Consider the following 18,020-nt stretch of genomic DNA (forward strand, 5'->3'; position numbering starts at 1 on the left):
GCTCAGGCTTGGGCACCCGCGCGGACGTCGAACTCCACCTTCCAGCGCTGGCCGTCGTTGGCCACCGCTTGCAGTTCCAAGGTGCCCGACTCGGTCGCCATCGCATGCAGGCGCACCTGCACCACGTCGCTGGTCTGGCGGCCTTCCGGCGACAGCGTCGCCTGAATCTCGTTCAACTCGATCAGCTCATCGGCACTCCAGAAGTCCAGCAGGTCGCCGATCTGGTCCTGGCGTCGCACCGACGAACCGAAGAAGCGGAACTGCACCGGCTCACCGACCACCAGGCCGAATTCCTGGTTCGGCAGTTCGATCTCGCTGCCTTCCTCCATGCCGAACGGCGCCACGCACAGCGCCTGGATCGGCGGCTCCATGCCGGGGATGGCAGGCATCGACGATTCGATCGCCACGTAGTAGGCACGCGCCGTGCCGCCGCGAATGCGCACGCCGCTGCCGCGACGCACATAGCTGTAGTAGGCCGCGCCGCGCGCCACCGCCAGGTCCAGGTCCGCGCCGCCCAGCATGCGCGCAGGCTCGGAGCCTTCCAGGTACAGCCAGTCGTTGATGGCGCCCATGATGCGTTGCGACAGCAGGTCCGACTTGAACACGCCGCCGTTGAACAGTACCGCCGTCGGATGCAGGAAGGTCGCGTCGGCGCTTTGTTTGCCGACGTAGCCTTCCAGTTCGCTGGTCGCGCCCAACTGGCGCGCCAGGAAGGCGGCCAGGTGGCGCGTGATGCCCGCGTCCTGCGCATACGGCAGGCCAAGCTGCGTCAGGCCTGCGCGCGTGCGCACCGCCGGACGGGCCGACGCTTCCACCTGCGGGAAGAAGCCGTCGAGGATGAAGGTGGTCACTTCGTCGCGCGTCAGTTCGGTGCGGATCGAACCGCCGATCAGTTTCGAGCCACGGCTCGGCACCACGATAGGCCAGGTATCGACGCTGGCGTCGGCCAGCAGTTTTTCCTTGGCGCTGCGGCAGCCATAGGTCAGCGCGCGCATTTGCCAGGCGTCGAGCTGGGTGCCGTTGGCGGCCAGCTTGCGCGCCACCAGATGCGCCAGCGCCAGGTCCATATTGTCGCCACCGAGCAGAATGTGGTCGCCTACCGCGATGCGGTGCGGTTCCAGCACGCCGTCGCGTTCCAGTACTGCGATCAGCGAAAAGTCGCTGGTGCCGCCGCCCACGTCCACTACCAGAATGATGTCGCCCGGCTTGACTTCCTTGCGCCAGCGGCCTTCGCTGCCCTGGATCCAGCTGTACAGGGCCGCTTGCGGCTCTTCCAGCAAAGTCAGGTTGGTGTAGCCGGCGGCGCGTGCCGCGTCGGCCGTCAGTTCGCGCGCGCCGGGGTCGAACGATGCGGGGATCGTTACCGTCACTGCCTGTTCGCCGAACGGCGCGTCAGGGTAGGCCTGCTCCCATGCCTGGCGCAGGTGCGTCAGGTAGCGGGTCGAAGCTTCCAGCGGCGAGACGCGCGACACTTCTTCCGGCGCGTCGTTCGGCAGCAGCGCGGAGCGGCGGTCGACGCCCGGATGGCTCAACCAGCTCTTGGCGCTGGAGACCAGGCGGATAGGCGTGGTGGCGCCACGGCTGCGCGCCATCTCGCCGGCGACGGCGGTTTGTTCTTCCGGCGACTGCGGCCATGGCAGGCTCAATTCGCCCGGCGCCAGTTCGTCCGCGTGCGGCAGGTAAAGGAAGGACGGCAGCAGCGGCAGTTCTTCCACCGTGCCCGGTGCGGTCAGCTGCGGAATGGCCAGCACGCCGTGCTGGGTTTTCTCGCCGTCGCTGGCGCCCAGGTCCACATAGGACAGCGCGCTGTGCGTGGTGCCAAGGTCGATGCCGATGGCGTAGCGTGGGTCGCTCATAATTCCACCTCCGCCGGCGCCAGGATGGCGGCATCGTGTGCTTCGGCCAGTTTCGGCAGGCGCACGTTGGAGGCGCGCCAGCCGCGATGGCTCAAGGCGCCACGGAACGGCGCGCTGCCAACCACGTTGCCGGTCAGGCGCACGGCCCTGGCGTCGAAGCCTTCTTCCAGCACCACGCGGCTGCCTTCGGCCTCGCTGCGCACCGCTTCGATGGTGAAGTGCTCGCGCAGCACTTTGCTGCAGCCTTCATGCACCACGCGTGCGGCGGCGCCGATGTCGGCGTCGGAATAGGCGCTCAGGTTTTCCTGGGTGAAGTCGATCAGGCGCGCTTCGCGCTGGAACAGGCTCAGAAGCTGCAAGGCGGCATCCGGCGTGGCCACGCGCAGCGGCGTCGGCGCAGGCGCGGGAGCCGGTGCGGGCGCGGGCGCAGCCACTGGCGCGGCGGCTGGCTGCGGCGCATCGTCGATGCGCGTCAGGCGGGCGGCGTAATCGGCGTCGGACAGGGCGCGGAAAAACGCGCCGATCGCGATGGAAATCCGGCTAAAAAAAGACGGCAATGGTTGTGTCGAATTGTTCATTTTATTTGCTCGTATCGGGTGAGCCGGGACGCCGCATCGGCGGCATCCTGGCGAGGTGTGGGTTGGGGGGCGCGCGTGGCGCGGGGAAATTCCGTCCCCCGGAAGCCCTGCATGATACCAGCTTGATCACTTGGTTCCCAAGAAGGCAAGCATGCACCTTTGATATTTCGCTTGATATCGTCATTTTAAGCGCCTAGAATACTGTATATGTATACAGTAGTTTGGTGCCACGATGTCCCACGATGAAAACAATCAAGAGCATGTGATGCTGCCGCCGCCGTCGCTGAAGGCGCAAAAAGGCCGTGGCGCGGTATCGAACCTGCAAGGCCGGTTCGAGGTCCATGCGCGCGAGGCGTATGATGACGGCTGGGACCGTGAAGAGGAGGAAGCCGCGCCCTGGAAGACGCAAGTCACGGACGAGCTCTGCAAATCCATCCTCAGCCGCAACGCCTCGCCGGACTTGCCGTTCAGCGTGTCGCTCAATCCCTACCGGGGCTGCGAACATGGATGCATTTATTGCTTCGCGCGGCCCACGCACAGCTATCTCGGCCTGTCGCCCGGCATGGACTTCGAGAGCAAGATCTTCGCCAAAATCAACGCGCCGGAAGTGCTGCGGCGCGAGTTGGCCAAGGCCAGCTACGAGCCGTCGTCGATCGCGCTCGGCGTCAACACGGACGCCTACCAGCCCTGCGAGCGCGAACGCAAGCTCACCCGCCGCGTGCTGGAGGTGCTGCAGGAATGCCAGCACCCGGTTGGCCTGATCACCAAGTCCTCGCTGATCGAGCGCGATATCGACATCCTGTCGGCGATGGCGGCAAGGCAGCAGGCCGGCGTCGCCATCACGCTGACCACGCTGGACCCGGCCATCGCGCGCACGCTGGAGCCGCGCGCCGCCGCACCCGCCCGCCGCCTGCGCACGATCCGCACGCTGACCGAGGCCGGCATCCCGGTCGCGGTCAGCGTCGCGCCCATCATCCCCTTCGTCACCGAGCCCGATCTGGAGCGCATTTTGGAAGCGGTGAAGGAAGCCGGCGCCGTCAGCGCCCACTACACGGTGTTGCGCCTGCCGTGGGAGGTGGCGCCGCTGTTCCACCAGTGGCTGCAAGCGCACTTCCCGGAGCGGGCTCAGCGCGTGATGAACCGTGTGCGTGAAATGCGCGGTGGCAAAGACTACGACAGCAACTTCGGCGCCCGCATGAAAGGCGAGGGCGTGTGGGCCGAGCTGATACGCCAGCGCTTCAAGATCGCCACCGAACGTCTCGGCCTGACCGGGCGCGGCAGCCGCTTTCACAATATGGACGCGTCGCAGTTTACGCGCCCGCTGGTGGTGCCGCCGCTGGGCGCGCGCGCCAAGGCGGCGGCCGACGCCGGGCAGCTGGATTTATTTTGAGGAGGCCATCGCACCAGTGTAGACGGAGAGTTCAACATCTTCCGCGAACGGCAGCGACATGAAGCCAGATGCAGGCGAACGCACCAGCGCCACATAGTCCGGATTCATGTCGGCGTTGTCCGCGATGATGAGCGCGCCCGCCCGCAAGCGGCTTCGCACCAGGCCGAGGATCTCGGGGTAGAGCGCCTTGGCGCCGTCGAGCAGCAGCAGGTCGATCTGTTCCGGCAGATCGCTGGCGAGCGTTTCCAGCGCATCGCCGGCGCGGATGTCCACCAGGTCGAGCAGGCCGCCTTGCTCCAGGTGGTCGCGCGCCCGCGCCACCTTGGTCGGTTCGAACTCGCTGGTGATCAGATGCCCGCCGCCGTTGTCGCGCAGCGCGGCGGCCAGGTACAAGGTCGAGATACCGAACGACGTGCCGAACTCGACGATATTGCGGGCACGGCAGCCGCGCGCAAGCATGTACAGCAACTCGCCGGTCTGGCGCGATACCGGCAGCGGCACATCCTTCAGCCGATGGTAGAGGTTGAGGTATTCGGTTTTGCTGCGCATCAGGCGATCGCGCTCGTCCTTGGACAATTCGGCGACGGCAGGAATCGCGGCGATCTGCAAGGCATCGGCTTCGTCAAACAGGCGGTCGAGCAGGGAAGCTACAGGGTTGTTGGTCAGGGTTGTCATGGTGATTCCTTTCGAATGAAGAATGGATATAATATGAAGAATCCTTCATGTTTCATATTCGCATTCGGAAACTCTCCTATGGCAGACCCCGCAAAAGCCCCAATCTCCTCGCGCAGGAAGCCTAAACAGGCGCGTTCGGCGGACCTGGTTTCGGCCATTCTTGAAGCGGCTATTCAGGTTTTGGCGAAGGAGGGCGTGCGCCGCTTCACCACCACGCGGGTGGCCGAGCGTGCCGGCGTGAGCGTGGGATCGGTGTACCAGTACTTTCCGAACAAGGCGTCGATCCTGTTCAGGCTGCAGGCCGACGAGTGGCGGGAAACCACCGACATGCTGATCAACATCCTGCAAGACAAGCAGAAGCCGCCGCTGGAACGGCTGCGCATCCTGGTCCACGCCTTCCTGCGCTCGGAGTGCGACGAGGCCGAGATCCGCACCGCACTCAACGATGCCGCCCCGTTCTACCGCGACACGCCCGAAGCGCATGAGACGCGCTCGACGGCCGACCGCATCATCGAGGTCTTCATGCGCGAAGTCCTGCCAACAGCGACGGACAGCGTGCGCACATTGGCCGGCGATCTGGTCATGACGACCTTCAGCTCGGTCGGCAAACAGTTCTCGGAAACGCCGCGCACGAAGGAAGAGATCCACACCTACTCGGAAGCGCTGGCCGACATGCTGTGCGCCTACCTGGCCAACCTCAGCTAGCTTTTCAGCGCGGCCAGATGGCGTTCGATCTCAAACACATGCTGGTCATGGCGGCCCAGTTCGCGCAGCGCGTTGGCCAGATGATTGAGGTAGTCGCTATTCGGCCCGCTGGGTCCGGCGGAGCGGGCGATATGCTGTGCGATCTCCTGCTCGGAGGCGGCGCCGAGGAAGGCCGTGTTGTCCGGTGTGGCGATGTAGACCAGTCCTTCGACGCTGTCGCCGTCCTCGAACGCGATGGCGATCGCCAGTCGCAGGTAACCGTTCTTCTCGCGATGGTCCAGGTGCGCGAACACTTCCGGCGTCACCAGGTAGGCCATGCCGTGGCACACCGCACCGGGCTCTTCGATGATGGTCACGACCCGGCCCGGCGCGTCCGGCGTGCCGCGATGGTCGTGCGAGCCTTGCCAGAAGCGCCGCGTCCAATTGGCGATGCTGGCTGGACGCCGTTCGAGGTAAGGGAAGTCGGCCTTGTAAATCAGTGAGCCGTAGCCGAACAGCCAAACGCTGTGGTGGCCGTCGAACTGGTCCATCTTCTGATTGATGGCGATGGTATCTGCTGTCATGCGTCAATTATAAAACGTTCAGCCCTGCGGCACATTCCACTGATGCGCCGCTGCAAACTCTTGCAGGAAGGCGACGAAGCTCTCGGCAGCAGGGGACAGCGCCCGTGCGTTGCGGGTATAGACGAAGAATCGCCGCGTCAGCGCCGGCGATTCCAGCGGCCGCATCTGCAAGCCATACAGCTGCACCATCTTTTCCGCATACGGCAGGCACACCGTGATGCCCAGCCGCGCATGCACCATGGCCAGCGCGGTGGTCATGAAGGTCACCTCGTTGTACGGGCTCAGCGACTGCTCGCGGAACGATGCGTGCATGTCGCGCAACAGCCGCTCGGTGAACTGTCCCTGCAAGGAAATCAGCGGAAACTCGTTCACATCGGCCCAGGTGATGCGCTTGCGCTGCTCCAGCGGATGGCCGGGCGGATACACCACCACAAACGGCATCTCAAACAGCGGCTGCGCCTCGATCTCTGCGGTAGTGTCGCGGTCCGGGCCGATGCCGAAGTCGGCCTCGCCACTGAACACCCGCGCCGACACCATCTCGACCGGACTGTCGGCCAGCCACACCTGCACGTCCGGATAGCGCGCCTTGTAGGCCGCGATCACCTCCGGTATCAGCGTGCAGGACAGCATCTGCGGCGCCGCCACCCGCACCGAACCCTGCTTGAGCGCCTTGCGGCTGGCGATGTCGGCCATGGCGCGGTCCAGGTCTTGCAGCATCTTCTCGAACAGCGGCGTGAGCTCGCGGCCGATCTCCGACAACTGCGCCTTGCGCGTGGTACGCTCAACGACGCGCACCCCCAGCATCTGTTCCAGCTCCTTGATCTGGCCGCTGAGCGCGGATTGGGTCACATTGAGGTGCTCGGCGGCCAGCGTAAAGCTGCCGGTTTTGGCGAGCGCCACCAGGGCGCGCATCTGGCGCAAACTAGGATTCATCGGAAAATCTGATAAGTGAGCTGGAAAATATCGTTTGTATGATATCTGAAATTCGCATTTAATGCGGAATGACTGAGTTGGAGACAAACATGAAAATCAAGCAAATACACCACGTGGCCTACCGCTGCATCGACGCCAAGCAGACCGTCGAGTGGTACGTCAAACACCTGAACATGAACTTCGTGCTGGCCATCGCCGAAGACGAAGTGCCGTCCACCAAGGCGCCGGACCCGTACATGCACGTGTTCCTGGACGCCGGCCACGGCAACGTGCTGGCCTTCTTCGAGCTGCCGACCCAGGCGCCGATGGACCGCGACCACAACACCCCGGCCTGGGTGCAGCACCTGGCGATGGAAGTCGAGACCATGGACGAGCTACTGGCCGCCAAGGAGCGCCTGGTCGCCGGCGGCATCAGCGTGATCGGACCGATCAACCACACCATCTTCAAATCGATCTACTTCTTCGACCCGAACGGCCATCGCCTCGAACTGGCGGTCAACACCGGCACGCCGGAGATGATGCAGAAGCTCGACGCCGTCAAATGGGAGATGCTGGAAGAGTGGTCGCAGACCCGCAAGGCGCCCAAGCACGCCGCCTGGATGCACGCACCGGAGGTGAAGGCATGAAGCTCGCAACCCTGAAAGACGGCAGCCGCGATGGCCGCCTGGTGGTGGTCAGCCGCGACCTGTCGCGCTACCAGCACGTACCGAAAATCTCCGCCACGCTGCAGCACGCGCTGGACCACTGGGAGCTGGTGTCGCCGCGCCTGGAGCAGGTCTACGCCTCGCTGAATGCCGGCGACGCCATCGACACCCATCCGTTCGACCAGCAGTATTGCCACTCGCCGCTGCCGCGAGCCTACCAATGGGCCGACGGCTCGGCCTACATCAACCACGTTGAGCTGGTGCGCAAGGCGCGCAACGCCGAAGTGCCGGCCTCCTTCTACACCGACCCGCTGATGTACCAGGGCGGCTCGGACAGTTTCATCGGCCCGCGCGATCCGATCTTCGCGCTGTCGGAAGAATGGGGCATCGACCTGGAAGCCGAAGTGGCCGTCATCACCGGCGATGTGCGCATGGGCGCCAGCGTCGGCGACTGCGCAAAAGCGATCCGCCTGGTCATGCTGGTCAACGACGTCTCGCTGCGCAACCTGATCCCGAACGAACTGGCCAAGGGCTTCGGCTTCTTCCAGTCCAAGGCCGCCAGCGCCTTCTCTCCTGTGGCAGTCACGCCGGACGAACTGGGCGCGCATTGGGCCGACACCAAGCTGCACCTGCCGCTGCTGGTCGATCTGAACCAGCAGCCTTTCGGCAAGCCGAACGCCGGCGAAGACATGACCTTCAACTTCGCGCAACTGGTGGCGCACGCCGCCACCACGCGTGAGCTGGCGGCCGGCACCATCATCGGTTCCGGCACGGTGTCGAACAAGCAGGGCAGCCTGCACGGATCAAGCATCGCCAACGGCGGTGTGGGCTACTGCTGCCTGGCCGAGGTGCGCATGTACGAGACCATCGAAAGCGGCAAGCCGCAAACCGGCTTCCTTAAATTCGGCGACAGCGTGCGCATCGAGATGAAGGACGAGCAGGGCGCCAGCATCTTTGGCGCCATCAAGCAAACCGTCACGCACTACCAAGAGCGCAGCTAAAGCGCCGGCGAGGCAGGAGGAGACAACGATGGAACAAGCAGTAGATATCCCCGCACTCATCGATAAGAGCAAGATCAGCGCCTTCCAGATCGGCGTCTATGTGCTGTGCGGCCTGTGCATCCTGATGGACGGCTTCGATGTGCAGGCGATGGGTTACGTGGCGCCGGCCATCATCCAGGAATGGCATGTCAGCAAAGCCAGCCTGGGGCCGGTGTTCGGCGCGGGCCTGTTCGGCATGCTGGCCGGCTCGCTGGTGTTCAGCGTGATGGCCGACAAAATCGGCCGTCGTCCGGTGCTGATCGTCGCGACCTTGTTCTTCTCGGTCTGCATGCTGCTCACGCCTTCGTGCACGACGCTGGAGCAGCTGCAGTGGCTGCGCTTCGTCACCGGCATCGGCCTGGGCGCCATCATGCCCAACGTGATGGCGCTGGCCGGCGAGTACAGTCCTGCGCGCCGCCGCGTCACGCTGATGATGCTGGTCTCCTGCGGTTTCACCGTGGGTGCCGTGGTCGGTGGCCTGGCTTCGGCCGCGCTGATCCCTTCGTTCGGCTGGCAGTCGGTGTTCTATGTCGGTGGCGTGATGCCGCTGGCGATCGGCGTGCTGATGATCTTCATGCTGCCGGAGTCGATGCAGTACGTGGTCCTGAGCGGCAAGCGTGTCGAGCGCGTGGTGCAGTGGTTGCGCCGCATCGACCCATCGTCCACCGTGCATGCGGGCAGCCGCTATCTGGTGCATGAGAAGGCCGGCAAGCGCGGCTCGGTGACGGAGCTGTTCCGCGACGGCCGCGCGCGCACCACCGTGCTGCTTTGGCTGGTCAACTTCCTCAACCTGCTCAACCTGTACTTCTTGTCGAACTGGCTGCCGACCATCCTCAAGGGCGCCGGCCTGTCGACCAGCATGGCGGTATTGGCCGGCACCATCCTGCCGATCGGCGGCACCATCGGCACGCTGATGATGGGCCAACTGATCGACCGCTCCAGCTTCCGCCGCGTGCTGATACCTGGCTTCCTGGTGGCCGCCGTGGCGATCGTACTGATCGGCCGTCCGGAAGCGTCGCTGGCCTTCCTGTGCCTGGCGATCCTGGTGGCGGGCTTCTGCATCGTTGGTGGACAGCCCGCCGTCAATGCGCTGGCGGCCAACTATTATCCGACCACGCTGCGTTCCACCGGCATCGGCTGGAGCCTGGGCGTAGGCCGGGTCGGCTCCATCATCGGCCCGGTGCTGGGCGGTGAGCTGATACGCATGAACTGGCCGAACAGCACCATCTTCATTATCGCCGCCGTGCCGGCGCTGCTGTCCGCCGCCATGCTGTGGATGATGGAGCGTCCGCAGGCAGCCCCAATTCTTGAACGAGACTTTGCATGAAGCTTTATACCTACTTCCGCAGCACCGCAGCCTACCGCGTGCGCATTGCGCTGAACCTGAAAGGCCTGGCCTACGACGCCGTGCCGGTCCACCTGCTGCGCGACGGCGGCGAACAGCTCGCCGAGTCCTACCGCGCGCTCAATCCATCGGCGCTGCTGCCGACGCTGGACGATGAGGGTAGCGTGATCGGCCAGTCGTTGGCCATCATCGAATACCTGGAGGAGACGCGCCCGCAAGTGCCGCTGCTGCCCACCACCGCGGCCGATCGCGCCCGCGTGCGCGCGCTGGCGCTGACGGTGGCCGCCGACACTCACCCGCTGGGCAACCTGCGCGTGCTGAAGTACCTGAAGAACCAGTTGAAGGTGACCGAAGAAGCCAAGCTGGAATGGCAGCAGCACTGGCTGCGCACCGGCATGGCGACGCTGGAGCGCATGCTGGCCGACGATGCGCGCACCGGCCGTTACTGCCACGGCGACACGCCAACGCTGGCCGACTGCTGCCTGGTGCCGCAGGTATTCGGGGCCCAGCGCTTCGGAGTGGACATGGCGCCGTATCCGACCATCATGCGCATCTTCGAGGCCTGCTCCGAACTGCCGGCCTTCCAGCAGGCGCACCCGTCGCAGCAGCCGGACGCGGAATAAGCGCCGTCAGGCGCTGACCACCCGGTCGCGCCCTTCGTGCTTGGCCTGGTAGAGCGCCTTGTCGGCGCGCGAGATCAGCGACGAGGCGCTGTCCGGCGCCCCTTCCGGCGCCGACGCCGCCACGCCGATGCTGACGGTGAGCGCGATCAGTTCACCGTTGTCGCCCTCGATGCGCAGGTCGGCGACATCGCTGCGCAGACGCTCGGCGGCGCCGCTGGCGACGCCGATATCGGTCTCCGGCATCAGCAGCACAAACTCCTCGCCGCCGAAGCGCGACGCCATGTCGATATTGCGCATGCCGCCCGCCAGCGCCTTGGCCACCGCCACGATGGCGCGGTCGCCGGCCTCGTGGCCATAGACATCGTTGACGTTCTTGAAGTGGTCGATATCAACCATCAGCAGCGACAGCGGATGCTTGAAGCGGCGGCTGCGTTCCAGTTCCTTGTTGATCTGCTCCGTCATGCGGCGACGGTTGCCGATGCCGGTCAGCGGATCGGTGGTGGCCAGCTGTTCCAGCTTGGTGTTGGCGATCATCAGCTCCAGCGTGCGTTGCATCACCCTCGCTTCCAGCTGGTTGCGCTCATCGTGCAGCGCGGACAGCGTCTGGCGGCGCCCGCGCAGCGCGACGATCAGCGCCGAAATCAATATCCCTTCCAGCACGATCAGCGTGGCGCCGGCCAGTATCTGCCACAGGTATTCCTCGAACACGCTGCGCGGCCGGTTGGTCCATTGCGCCGTCGGCGGAATGTTCTGCAAGTGGAAGCGCTGCACGGCGCCATAGTCGAACAGGTAGCCCGGAATGCCGGCGACATCGGGCGTCCGCTGCATCAGGATGGCGGCGATGGCGCGGCCGATGCGCTCGGCGCTGACCACGTAGCCGCCAACCACGCCGGGCACCACGATGGCCTCCCAGTTGGTGAACACCGGCACCTGCGTGGTGGCCGCCAGCCTGCGCGCGATGTCCACCGGCCGTTGCCGCGCGCCGGTGCTGTCGTGGTAGGTGGGCAGCAGGAAGATGGCGCTGCCGGGCCGCAGCAGCGCGGCCTGGCGGAAGATCTCGTCGTAGCTGAGTTGATCCCAGTATTCGAAGCGCATCTGCTTGTCGTAGCTGGCGGCCGCCTTGCGCACGCCGACCACCGACTCCTGCATGCGCTCCGTGCTGTCGCCGATCACCACGATGTGCCGCACTTGCGGCGCCACCTGCGGGATGATGCCGATGGCGCGTTCGAAGCTGGCCTGCACCTGGTAAGCGGTGCCGTCGGACGGCGTCCAGTCCAGGCGGCCGTGGTTCATGTAGTGGCGCGGCACGCCCCGGAACAAGTCGGGACGCTCGCTGAGGAAGCGCGCCGCCACGTAGTTCTCGGTGATGATGGCGTCGAACTGGATGTGGGCGTACTTGGTGCGCAGGTACTGCTCCATACCGGCCTGCGCCTGCTCATCGCCCACGCGCACGGCGTCGAAGCGTTCTTCGAAAATACCCAGCGCGGAAGTCAGGTTTTTATCGGCCAGTTCAGCCGACAGGCCTTTGTGGATCAGGCGCTGCCAGGCCGACGCGGAATCGGATCCCAACGAATATAGCACCAGCACCTTGCGCTCGCTGGCGGCCCATGCGGGCGCCGCCAGCATCGACATCAGCAGGGCGCAGCAAAGCAGTAGCCGGCGCCAGAGTTGGCGTGGCCCGGTTCCGTGCGCGGCAGGTGTGCGGTCCTTGTGCGGCATGGTCGGCTGTGATTCCGAAGGCAAAGAAGGCGTATGCGGCGAAATTTGCATTCAGGCAAGTCTAGCATGCTTTCTTTCACTATTGTTGCTGCAGCGGTGCGGTGTGGGGTGCCATTGGTCATGCGGCGCGCAAGGCGTCGACGATTTTCATGCGGGCTGCGCGCAGCGCCGGCAGGAAGCCGCCGACCATGCCCATCGCCAGCGAAAACATGAGCGTTTTGACCACGATCGCCGGCGTCAGGCGGAAGCCGAAGGCCAGCTCGGAGAAGGACTGGAAATTGGTGGTTGAGAAGGACAGGAACTGCATCAGCGAGGCGCAGGCCAGGCCCAGCGCGCCGCCCAGCACCGCCAGCAGCATCGACTCGGCCAGGAAGGCGGCCAGGATGCTGCGGCGCTGGAAGCCCAGCGCGCGCAAGGTGCCGATTTCGCCGACGCGGTTGGCCACCGAGGCGTACATGGTGATGGTGGCGCCTATCATCGCGCCGATCGAGAAGATGATCGACAGGATCAGCCCCAGCACGCTGATGAAAGTGGACAGCGCCTTCGATTGGTCGGAGTAGAAGGTCTGTTCGCGCTTGGCGTCCAGCGTCAGGCGCGGGTCGGCTTCGATGTCTTTCTTGAAGCCGTCGAACAGCGAGGTGTCGGCCAGCCGCAGCACCATGGCCGAGTAGGCGTTGCGGCGGAAGGCCGGCATCAGCTGGTCGGCGTCGCCCCAGATCTCGGAATCGAAGCCGCTGTTGCCGGCGTCGAACAGGCCGACCACGGTCCATTCGCGCTGGCCGAAGCGCAGCGTCTCGCCGATGCCGGCTCCCTCAAAGCGGCGCGCGATGCTGGCGCCGGCGATGATCTCGGAAGCGCCGGGGCGGAACATGCGGCCGGCCGTCAGCTTGACCTGCGGCCGCAGCATCAGCCCGCGCTGCGAGATGCCACGGATGATGACGTTGGACGGCTTGGCCGAGCCGCGCTTGTTGAGCGAGATGAGCACCACCGTTTCCTTCGACAGCAAGGGCTGGCCGTCGGCGCCGAGCGCGATGGCCGGATGGCTGGAGGCCACGCTGGCCTGGGTGCGGTCCACGCCGCTCTGCACTTCGGTGTCGGCCGAGCGGCGGATCAGGATCACGTTGTCGTATTCGCCGGTGGTGACCATGGTGTTACGCAGGCCCTCGTCCAGCATCAACACCGTGGCGAACACGAACACCACCAGCGCCAGGCCGGCGCCGGTCAGCGTGGTGGTCAGGCGGCGCGCCCACAGGTTGCGGGCCACGTAGGAGAGTGGGATCTTCAACCTATGCTCCTCAAGCCGTCGACGATGTTGATGCGCACCGCCCGTATCGTCGGCGCGATGGCGGCGACGGCGCCGATGGCCAGCGCCGCCAGCAGCTGCAGCACCACCGTCAGCTGCGACACTTCAAATACAGGGAACATGGTGCCCATCACCTTGCCGAGGAAGGCCGCGAACGGGAACAGGATGACGATGCCGATCGCCGCGCCGAACGCCGACAGCAGCAGCGATTCGCCCAGGATCATCAGCGTCAGGAAGCCGGGGCCGAAGCCGAGCGCCTTCAGCGTGGCGTACTCGCCCAGCCGCTCACGCGCGCTCATGGCCATGGTGTTGGCCATCACCGCCGCGATAATGATGATGACCACGAACGACACCACGCGGATCGCCACCACGATCGCTTCGGACATCGACACGAAGCCCAGCTGGAATGCCTTCTCGGTCTCGGTCAGTGTTTCTGCCAGCGAGTTGGCGAACTCCTTGTCGACAGCGGAGGAAATGGCGGCGGCGTTTTCCGGCTGGTCGATCTGCACCACGTACACGCCGATCTGGTTGGAGCGGCGCGGCGCCACCTTCTTCATCGTCTCGTTGACGTAGTCCCAGTGGAAGAACAGGGTGGCGGTGTTGGTGGTGCTTTGCTTGCCGTCGTAGATGCCGCGCACCACCAGCTCCCAGTTGCCGGGGTAGATGGTGCCCTTGAGCGGAATGATGTCGCCGACCTTGAAGCCGTATTGGTCGGCCAGCTTGCGGCCGACAATGCAGCCCTTGCGGTCCTTGAGGAAGGCGGCGCGGTCGTCCGGCGGCAGCAGGTAGTCGGGATAGATGTTCAGGTAACTCTCGCCGGAGATGGCGAACTGCGCGAAGAAGTTTTTCGGATCCTTGTAAGTGCCCTGGAACCAGTTGGCGAAGCCGACGCCGGACACGCCGGTCACCGCGCGGATGCGTGCCTGGTAGGACAGCGGCAGCGGGAACACCAGCGAGGTCTTGTTGCGCGTGACCAGCGTGGTGTTGGACGCGCCCTCGGCGCCGGCGTACCAGGCGTCGACCACCGTTTGCAGCAGCCCGAAGGAAAAGATAGCCACCACCAGGCCGAGTATGGTCAGCGAGGTGCGCAGCTTGTGGCGCATGGAGTTCTTGAAGATCAGCCGCAGCGTGTACATGGTCTAGGCCGTAACGACCGGTTCGCCGGCGATCAATTCGCCTTTTTCGAGATGGATCATGGTGCGCGCCTGCGCCGCCGCGTTGGCGTCGTGCGTGACCATGATGATGGTCTTGCCCAGCTGCTGGTTCAGTTGCTGGAGCAGGGCCAGGATCTCGGTGGCGGAATTGCGATCCAGGTCGCCGGTCGGTTCGTCGGCCACGATGATCGTCGGGTCGGTGACGATGGCGCGGGCGATCGCCACGCGCTGCTGCTGGCCGCCGGACAGTTCGTTCGGCGTATGGTCCATGCGGTCGGCCAGGTTGACCATCTCCAAGGTCAGCTCGACGCGCTCGCGCCGTTCGCGGCGCGACAGGGGCGTGAGCAGCAGCGGTAGTTCGACGTTCTCGAACGCCGACAGCACCGGCATCAGGTTGTAGAACTGGAAGATGAAGCCGACGTTGGTGGCGCGCCAGCGCGCCAGGTCGGTCTCGCCCATGCCGGCGATGTCGAGGCCGGCTATGCGCAGCACGCCGCGGTCCGGCTTGTCGATGCCGGCGATGAGATTGAGCAGCGTGCTTTTGCCGGAGCCGGAAGGGCCCATCAGCGCCGTGAAATCGCCGGGCGGTATCGCCAGGCTGATATCGCGCAGAACCTCCACCACCTGGTCGCCGCGGCGGTAGGACTTGACCAGGTGTTCTATCAGTACCAGTGGTTCGCTCATTATTTTTTCGCCAGGCTGACCGGGGCGCCGTCGTGCAGTTTGGCGTCCGGCGTCATCACCACTTTGTCGCCGGGCTTGACGCCTTTTACTTCGACCAGTTCGCCGATCTTGCGGCCCTGCGTGACGGCGACCTGTTTGACCTTGTCGCCTTCGATCACGAACACCACCGCTTTGCCGTCGCGCGTGACGATGGTGGCCGGTTGCACCGCGGTGACGGCCTGCTTGTCCTCCGGCGGCACGGCTTTCGACAGGAAGGCCACCTTGGCGCTCATGTCCGGCAACACGCGCGGATCGCGGTCGACAAAGCGCACCTTGACCAGCAAGGTCGCCTTGCTGCGGTCCATGGTCGGCACCATGCGCGAGACGGTGCCGGCCAGGTGCAGTTCGGGGAAGGCGTCGAGCAGGATTTCGGTAGGCTGGTCGACGCGGATCTTGCTGAGGTTTGATTCGGAGACGTCGGCCTCTACCTCCAGCGTATCCATGTCGGCGATGGTGACCACCGCGCCCTTGCTGTCGGCGGCGGAGGAGAAGGGCGTGATGTTGTCGCCGACGTTGGCGTTCTTGGTCAGGATCACGCCGTCGAAGGGCGCGCGTATCACCGTCTGGTCCAGCGCCACCTGGGCTGTCTGTGCGTTGGCCTTGGCGGCGGCGATGCCGGCGTTGTAGCCCGAGATATTGGCCTTGGCCTTGGTCAGCCGCGCCTGCGCGGTGTCGTAGGCGGAGGCGGTGATGAACTTCTGGCTCAGCAGCTCGGCGGTGCGCTTGAAGTTGGCCTGCGCGTCCAGCAGTTCGGCCTGGCCCTGTTCCAGGTTGGCCTGCGCCACCTTGACGTTGGCCTGCGCCTGACCCAGCGAGGCGCTGACGTCGCGGTTTTCCAGGCGCGCGATGACTTCGTCTTTCTTGACCTTGCTGCCTTCAAGCACGCCCAGCCACTCCAGCCGGCCGGTGGCCTTGGACGACAGCGCCGCCTTGCGCTGCGCCACCACATAGCCGGTGGCGTTGAGCAGCGTGTAGCTCTGCGCGGGATAGGTCTGCGCCACGGTTACGGTGTCCACGCTGGTCTTGCCGCCGAGCTGGCCCATGGCGACCTTGCCGCCGATGCCGACGACGATGATCACCACCGCGATCTTGATCCAGCGGCGGCGCCTGGACCGCAGCCCCTGAACCTGCACGGTCGCGCCGCGTTCAATTTTCAGCCGGGAAATGTCGGGAGTCGCCACGAAAGCCTCACAAGTTCAAATTGCATGAATGTTGACAAGATGGTTAGCAAATAGTGCTAGAAAATCCCGATCGCTGCAAGCTGAATTGCGGTAGCACGCTGGCCACAAATGAGTCCGCCGCTTGGCGATTGGGCAAAAGCGCGGTTCGGCGATACAATCTCGCCTTTCCCCAAAAGCTTACTCTCATGACGATCCCGACTTCGATCCTGGATGCGCTGGCGCGCGCGGATGCTTCCTGGCGTCCATTGCTGGTGCAAGGACTGGAGGCCATGATGGCCGCCACGCCCGATTACCTGCCGCAACTGGCCAACGACCAGTACCTGCCGACCGAGCAACGCCTGTTCGCCGCCTTCGCGCTGCCGCTGGATAAGGTGCGCTATGTATTAGTCGGTGAAGGCCCGTATCCGCGCGAAGCGAGCGCCACCGGCGTCTGCTTCATGGACGGCGCCGTCGGCAGCCTGTGGTCGGACGAGCAGGGTGGCGGCCTGTCCAAGCCTGTCAACAAAGCCACCTCGCTGCGCAACTTCATGAAGATGCTGCTGGTGGCCGACGGCCAACTGTCGCTGGACAACACCGCCGGCGAAGCGATGGCTGCCGTCTCAGCCCGTGCCCGCAGCGGCGCCGGCAGCCACATCCAAACCCTGGCCGACATGCAGCAGAAATTGACCCAACAGGGGTTTTTGCTGCTGAACGCCTCGCTGGTGTTCCGCAGCCACGTCGCCCCGGCCAAGGACGCCAAGGCCTGGCTGCCGTTCTTCGAGACCGTGATGGCCGGCTTGGCCGCGCAGGCACCGAAGACGCCGACCATGGTTTTATGGGGAAAGATCGCTGAATTGCTGAGCAAGTTGCCGGTAATGAAAGATTTTCCGCAAATCGGCGCGGAACATCCCTACAACCTGAGCTTCATCGGCAACCGGGACATGCACCTGCTGTTCCAGCCGATGCAGTTGTTGAAAGGGTAAGTACCCTGACAGGCCATAGGGCCTCCCGGCAAACTTTGCTAAAGTTTGGTATACTTGACTAAATCGATCAACTAATCAGCCTTTGTGATTAGCGACAAGGTCGATATTTTAACCCAGTTGAACCGAGGTAGTGATGCGTCTGACCACCAAAGGCCGTTTTGCTGTGACTGCGATGATCGATCTGGCTTTGCGCCAAGGCAAAGGCCCGGTCACGCTCTCCGGCATCAGCCAGCGGCAAGCGATTTCGCTGTCCTACCTGGAACAGTTGTTCGGCAAGCTGCGCCGCCACGAGATCGTCGAATCGATCCGCGGCCCGGGCGGCGGTTACAGTCTGGCGCGCCGCGCCGACAAGGTTACTGTGGCCGACATCATCATCGCCGTCGATGAGCCGCTCGATGCGACCCAGTGCGGCGGCAAGGAAAATTGCCACGGCGCGGACGCCGCTAGCGGCGCGCGCTGCATGACCCACGAACTGTGGGCCACGCTGAACGAAAAAATGGTGGATTACCTGGATTCCGTGTCGTTGCAGGATCTGGTCGATCAACAGAAGCAAAAGAATGCTGAACAAAACGTGGTCGTGATGCACCGTAACCACGCCGCGCTTGGTTAAGAGAACTAAATAACGG

At 64.6% G+C, this 18,020-nt stretch carries 18 protein-coding genes; 8 read left to right on the forward strand and 10 right to left on the reverse strand.

The features are described 5' to 3' along the window. Nucleotides 1-2: 2 nt before the first annotated feature. A complete protein-coding gene (locus D0T21_RS00735) occupies nt 3-1,856 on the reverse strand; it encodes an Hsp70 family protein (protein ID WP_116987965.1) in 1,854 nt (617 codons plus the stop codon). Continuing rightward, a complete protein-coding gene (locus D0T21_RS00740; RefSeq protein WP_116987966.1) occupies nt 1,853-2,434 on the reverse strand; it encodes a DUF2760 domain-containing protein in 582 nt (193 codons plus the stop codon). The genes D0T21_RS00735 and D0T21_RS00740 overlap by 4 nt, the downstream gene beginning before the upstream one ends. Nucleotides 2,435-2,666: 232 nt before the next feature. Between D0T21_RS00740 and D0T21_RS00745 the strand changes: the two genes are divergently transcribed. Then, nucleotides 2,667-3,824, forward strand: a complete 1,158-nt coding sequence (locus tag D0T21_RS00745) for a PA0069 family radical SAM protein (RefSeq protein ID WP_116987967.1) — start codon at nt 2,667-2,669, stop codon at nt 3,822-3,824. On the opposite strand, the gene D0T21_RS00750 is transcribed toward D0T21_RS00745, so the two are convergent. Further along, nucleotides 3,816-4,499, reverse strand: coding sequence for an O-methyltransferase (locus tag D0T21_RS00750; RefSeq protein WP_116987968.1), 684 nt, complete (start codon nt 4,497-4,499; stop codon nt 3,816-3,818). The genes D0T21_RS00745 and D0T21_RS00750 overlap by 9 nt on opposite strands. Before the next feature lie 78 nt (nt 4,500-4,577). Between D0T21_RS00750 and D0T21_RS00755 the strand changes: the two genes are divergently transcribed. Further along, nucleotides 4,578-5,204: a TetR family transcriptional regulator gene (locus tag D0T21_RS00755; protein WP_116987969.1), complete on the forward strand. Its 627-nt coding sequence runs from the start codon at nt 4,578-4,580 to the stop codon at nt 5,202-5,204. On the opposite strand, the gene D0T21_RS00760 is transcribed toward D0T21_RS00755, so the two are convergent. Then, complete coding sequence (locus D0T21_RS00760) at nt 5,201-5,767, reverse strand: gamma-glutamylcyclotransferase (protein WP_116987970.1); 567 nt, start codon at nt 5,765-5,767, stop codon at nt 5,201-5,203. The genes D0T21_RS00755 and D0T21_RS00760 overlap by 4 nt on opposite strands. 18 nt (nt 5,768-5,785) lie before the next feature. Further along, nucleotides 5,786-6,700 carry a LysR family transcriptional regulator gene (locus tag D0T21_RS00765; RefSeq protein ID WP_070268713.1) on the reverse strand — a complete coding sequence of 305 codons (915 nt, stop codon included), beginning with the start codon at nt 6,698-6,700 and terminating at the stop codon, nt 5,786-5,788. A gap of 89 nt (nt 6,701-6,789) precedes the next feature. Here D0T21_RS00765 and D0T21_RS00770 point away from each other — a divergent pair, with 89 nt between their 5' ends. Genes D0T21_RS00770 through maiA form a run of 4 tightly spaced genes read left to right on the forward strand, consistent with a single transcriptional unit; the run spans nt 6,790 to nt 10,352 of the window. Then, complete coding sequence (locus tag D0T21_RS00770; RefSeq protein ID WP_116987971.1) at nt 6,790-7,326, forward strand: VOC family protein; 537 nt, start codon at nt 6,790-6,792, stop codon at nt 7,324-7,326. Continuing rightward, nucleotides 7,323-8,345: a fumarylacetoacetate hydrolase family protein gene (locus tag D0T21_RS00775; RefSeq protein WP_116987972.1), complete on the forward strand. Its 1,023-nt coding sequence runs from the start codon at nt 7,323-7,325 to the stop codon at nt 8,343-8,345. Before D0T21_RS00770 ends, D0T21_RS00775 begins: the two co-directional genes overlap by 4 nt. Nucleotides 8,346-8,373: 28 nt before the next feature. Then, nucleotides 8,374-9,711 carry an MFS transporter gene (locus D0T21_RS00780; RefSeq protein WP_116987973.1) on the forward strand — a complete coding sequence of 446 codons (1,338 nt, stop codon included), beginning with the start codon at nt 8,374-8,376 and terminating at the stop codon, nt 9,709-9,711. Next, nucleotides 9,708-10,352 carry a maleylacetoacetate isomerase gene (gene maiA, locus D0T21_RS00785; protein WP_116987974.1) on the forward strand — a complete coding sequence of 215 codons (645 nt, stop codon included), beginning with the start codon at nt 9,708-9,710 and terminating at the stop codon, nt 10,350-10,352. Before D0T21_RS00780 ends, maiA begins: the two co-directional genes overlap by 4 nt. A gap of 6 nt (nt 10,353-10,358) precedes the next feature. On the opposite strand, the gene D0T21_RS00790 is transcribed toward maiA, so the two are convergent. The 5 genes from D0T21_RS00790 to D0T21_RS00810 form a co-directional block, all read right to left on the reverse strand. Beyond that, nucleotides 10,359-12,071 (reverse strand): sensor domain-containing diguanylate cyclase, encoded by a 1,713-nt coding sequence (locus D0T21_RS00790; RefSeq protein WP_229211280.1) that lies wholly within the window; start codon nt 12,069-12,071, stop codon nt 10,359-10,361. 118 nt (nt 12,072-12,189) lie between these two features. Further along, entirely contained in the window at nt 12,190-13,356 is a 1,167-nt protein-coding gene (locus D0T21_RS00795) for an ABC transporter permease (RefSeq protein ID WP_116987976.1), read from the reverse strand. Then, on the reverse strand, nt 13,353-14,510 hold the full coding sequence (locus tag D0T21_RS00800; RefSeq protein WP_116987977.1) for an ABC transporter permease: 1,158 nt from the start codon (nt 14,508-14,510) through the stop codon (nt 13,353-13,355). The genes D0T21_RS00795 and D0T21_RS00800 overlap by 4 nt, the downstream gene beginning before the upstream one ends. A 3-nt stretch (nt 14,511-14,513) precedes the next feature. Then, the gene (locus D0T21_RS00805) at nt 14,514-15,212 is read right to left on the reverse strand and encodes an ABC transporter ATP-binding protein (protein WP_116987978.1); all 699 of its coding nucleotides are present in this window, start codon (nt 15,210-15,212) and stop codon (nt 14,514-14,516) included. Next, nucleotides 15,212-16,432, reverse strand: coding sequence for an efflux RND transporter periplasmic adaptor subunit (locus D0T21_RS00810; protein ID WP_116987979.1), 1,221 nt, complete (start codon nt 16,430-16,432; stop codon nt 15,212-15,214). Before D0T21_RS00810 ends, D0T21_RS00805 begins: the two co-directional genes overlap by 1 nt. A 185-nt stretch (nt 16,433-16,617) precedes the next feature. Between D0T21_RS00810 and D0T21_RS00815 the strand changes: the two genes are divergently transcribed. Beyond that, nucleotides 16,618-17,394 carry a uracil-DNA glycosylase gene (locus D0T21_RS00815; protein WP_116987980.1) on the forward strand — a complete coding sequence of 259 codons (777 nt, stop codon included), beginning with the start codon at nt 16,618-16,620 and terminating at the stop codon, nt 17,392-17,394. Between the two features lie 133 nt (nt 17,395-17,527). Continuing rightward, a complete protein-coding gene (iscR, locus tag D0T21_RS00820) occupies nt 17,528-18,004 on the forward strand; it encodes a Fe-S cluster assembly transcriptional regulator IscR (protein WP_008450513.1) in 477 nt (158 codons plus the stop codon). Nucleotides 18,005-18,020: the final 16 nt, after the last annotated feature.

The sequence above is a fragment of the Duganella sp. BJB476 genome (genome assembly GCF_003416895.1).
In the GTDB taxonomy this organism is placed as follows: Bacteria; Pseudomonadota; Gammaproteobacteria; order Burkholderiales; family Burkholderiaceae_D; genus Rugamonas.

What these genes read in the sequence shown, in the direction of transcription:
- D0T21_RS00735 (WP_116987965.1), bottom strand. Translation starts at nt 1,856, where the DNA reads ATGAGCGACCCACGCTACGCCATCGGCATCGACCTTGGCACCACGCAC.
- D0T21_RS00740 (WP_116987966.1), bottom strand. Translation starts at nt 2,434, where the DNA reads ATGAACAATTCGACACAACCATTGCCGTCTTTTTTTAGCCGGATTTCC.
- D0T21_RS00745 (WP_116987967.1), top strand. Translation starts at nt 2,667, where the DNA reads ATGTCCCACGATGAAAACAATCAAGAGCATGTGATGCTGCCGCCGCCG.
- D0T21_RS00750 (WP_116987968.1), bottom strand. Translation starts at nt 4,499, where the DNA reads ATGACAACCCTGACCAACAACCCTGTAGCTTCCCTGCTCGACCGCCTG.
- D0T21_RS00755 (WP_116987969.1), top strand. Translation starts at nt 4,578, where the DNA reads ATGGCAGACCCCGCAAAAGCCCCAATCTCCTCGCGCAGGAAGCCTAAA.
- D0T21_RS00760 (WP_116987970.1), bottom strand. Translation starts at nt 5,767, where the DNA reads ATGACAGCAGATACCATCGCCATCAATCAGAAGATGGACCAGTTCGAC.
- D0T21_RS00765 (WP_070268713.1), bottom strand. Translation starts at nt 6,700, where the DNA reads ATGAATCCTAGTTTGCGCCAGATGCGCGCCCTGGTGGCGCTCGCCAAA.
- D0T21_RS00770 (WP_116987971.1), top strand. Translation starts at nt 6,790, where the DNA reads ATGAAAATCAAGCAAATACACCACGTGGCCTACCGCTGCATCGACGCC.
- D0T21_RS00775 (WP_116987972.1), top strand. Translation starts at nt 7,323, where the DNA reads ATGAAGCTCGCAACCCTGAAAGACGGCAGCCGCGATGGCCGCCTGGTG.
- D0T21_RS00780 (WP_116987973.1), top strand. Translation starts at nt 8,374, where the DNA reads ATGGAACAAGCAGTAGATATCCCCGCACTCATCGATAAGAGCAAGATC.
- maiA (WP_116987974.1), top strand. Translation starts at nt 9,708, where the DNA reads ATGAAGCTTTATACCTACTTCCGCAGCACCGCAGCCTACCGCGTGCGC.
- D0T21_RS00790 (WP_229211280.1), bottom strand. Translation starts at nt 12,071, where the DNA reads ATGCCGCACAAGGACCGCACACCTGCCGCGCACGGAACCGGGCCACGC.
- D0T21_RS00800 (WP_116987977.1), bottom strand. Translation starts at nt 14,510, where the DNA reads ATGTACACGCTGCGGCTGATCTTCAAGAACTCCATGCGCCACAAGCTG.
- D0T21_RS00805 (WP_116987978.1), bottom strand. Translation starts at nt 15,212, where the DNA reads ATGAGCGAACCACTGGTACTGATAGAACACCTGGTCAAGTCCTACCGC.
- D0T21_RS00815 (WP_116987980.1), top strand. Translation starts at nt 16,618, where the DNA reads ATGACGATCCCGACTTCGATCCTGGATGCGCTGGCGCGCGCGGATGCT.
- iscR (WP_008450513.1), top strand. Translation starts at nt 17,528, where the DNA reads ATGCGTCTGACCACCAAAGGCCGTTTTGCTGTGACTGCGATGATCGAT.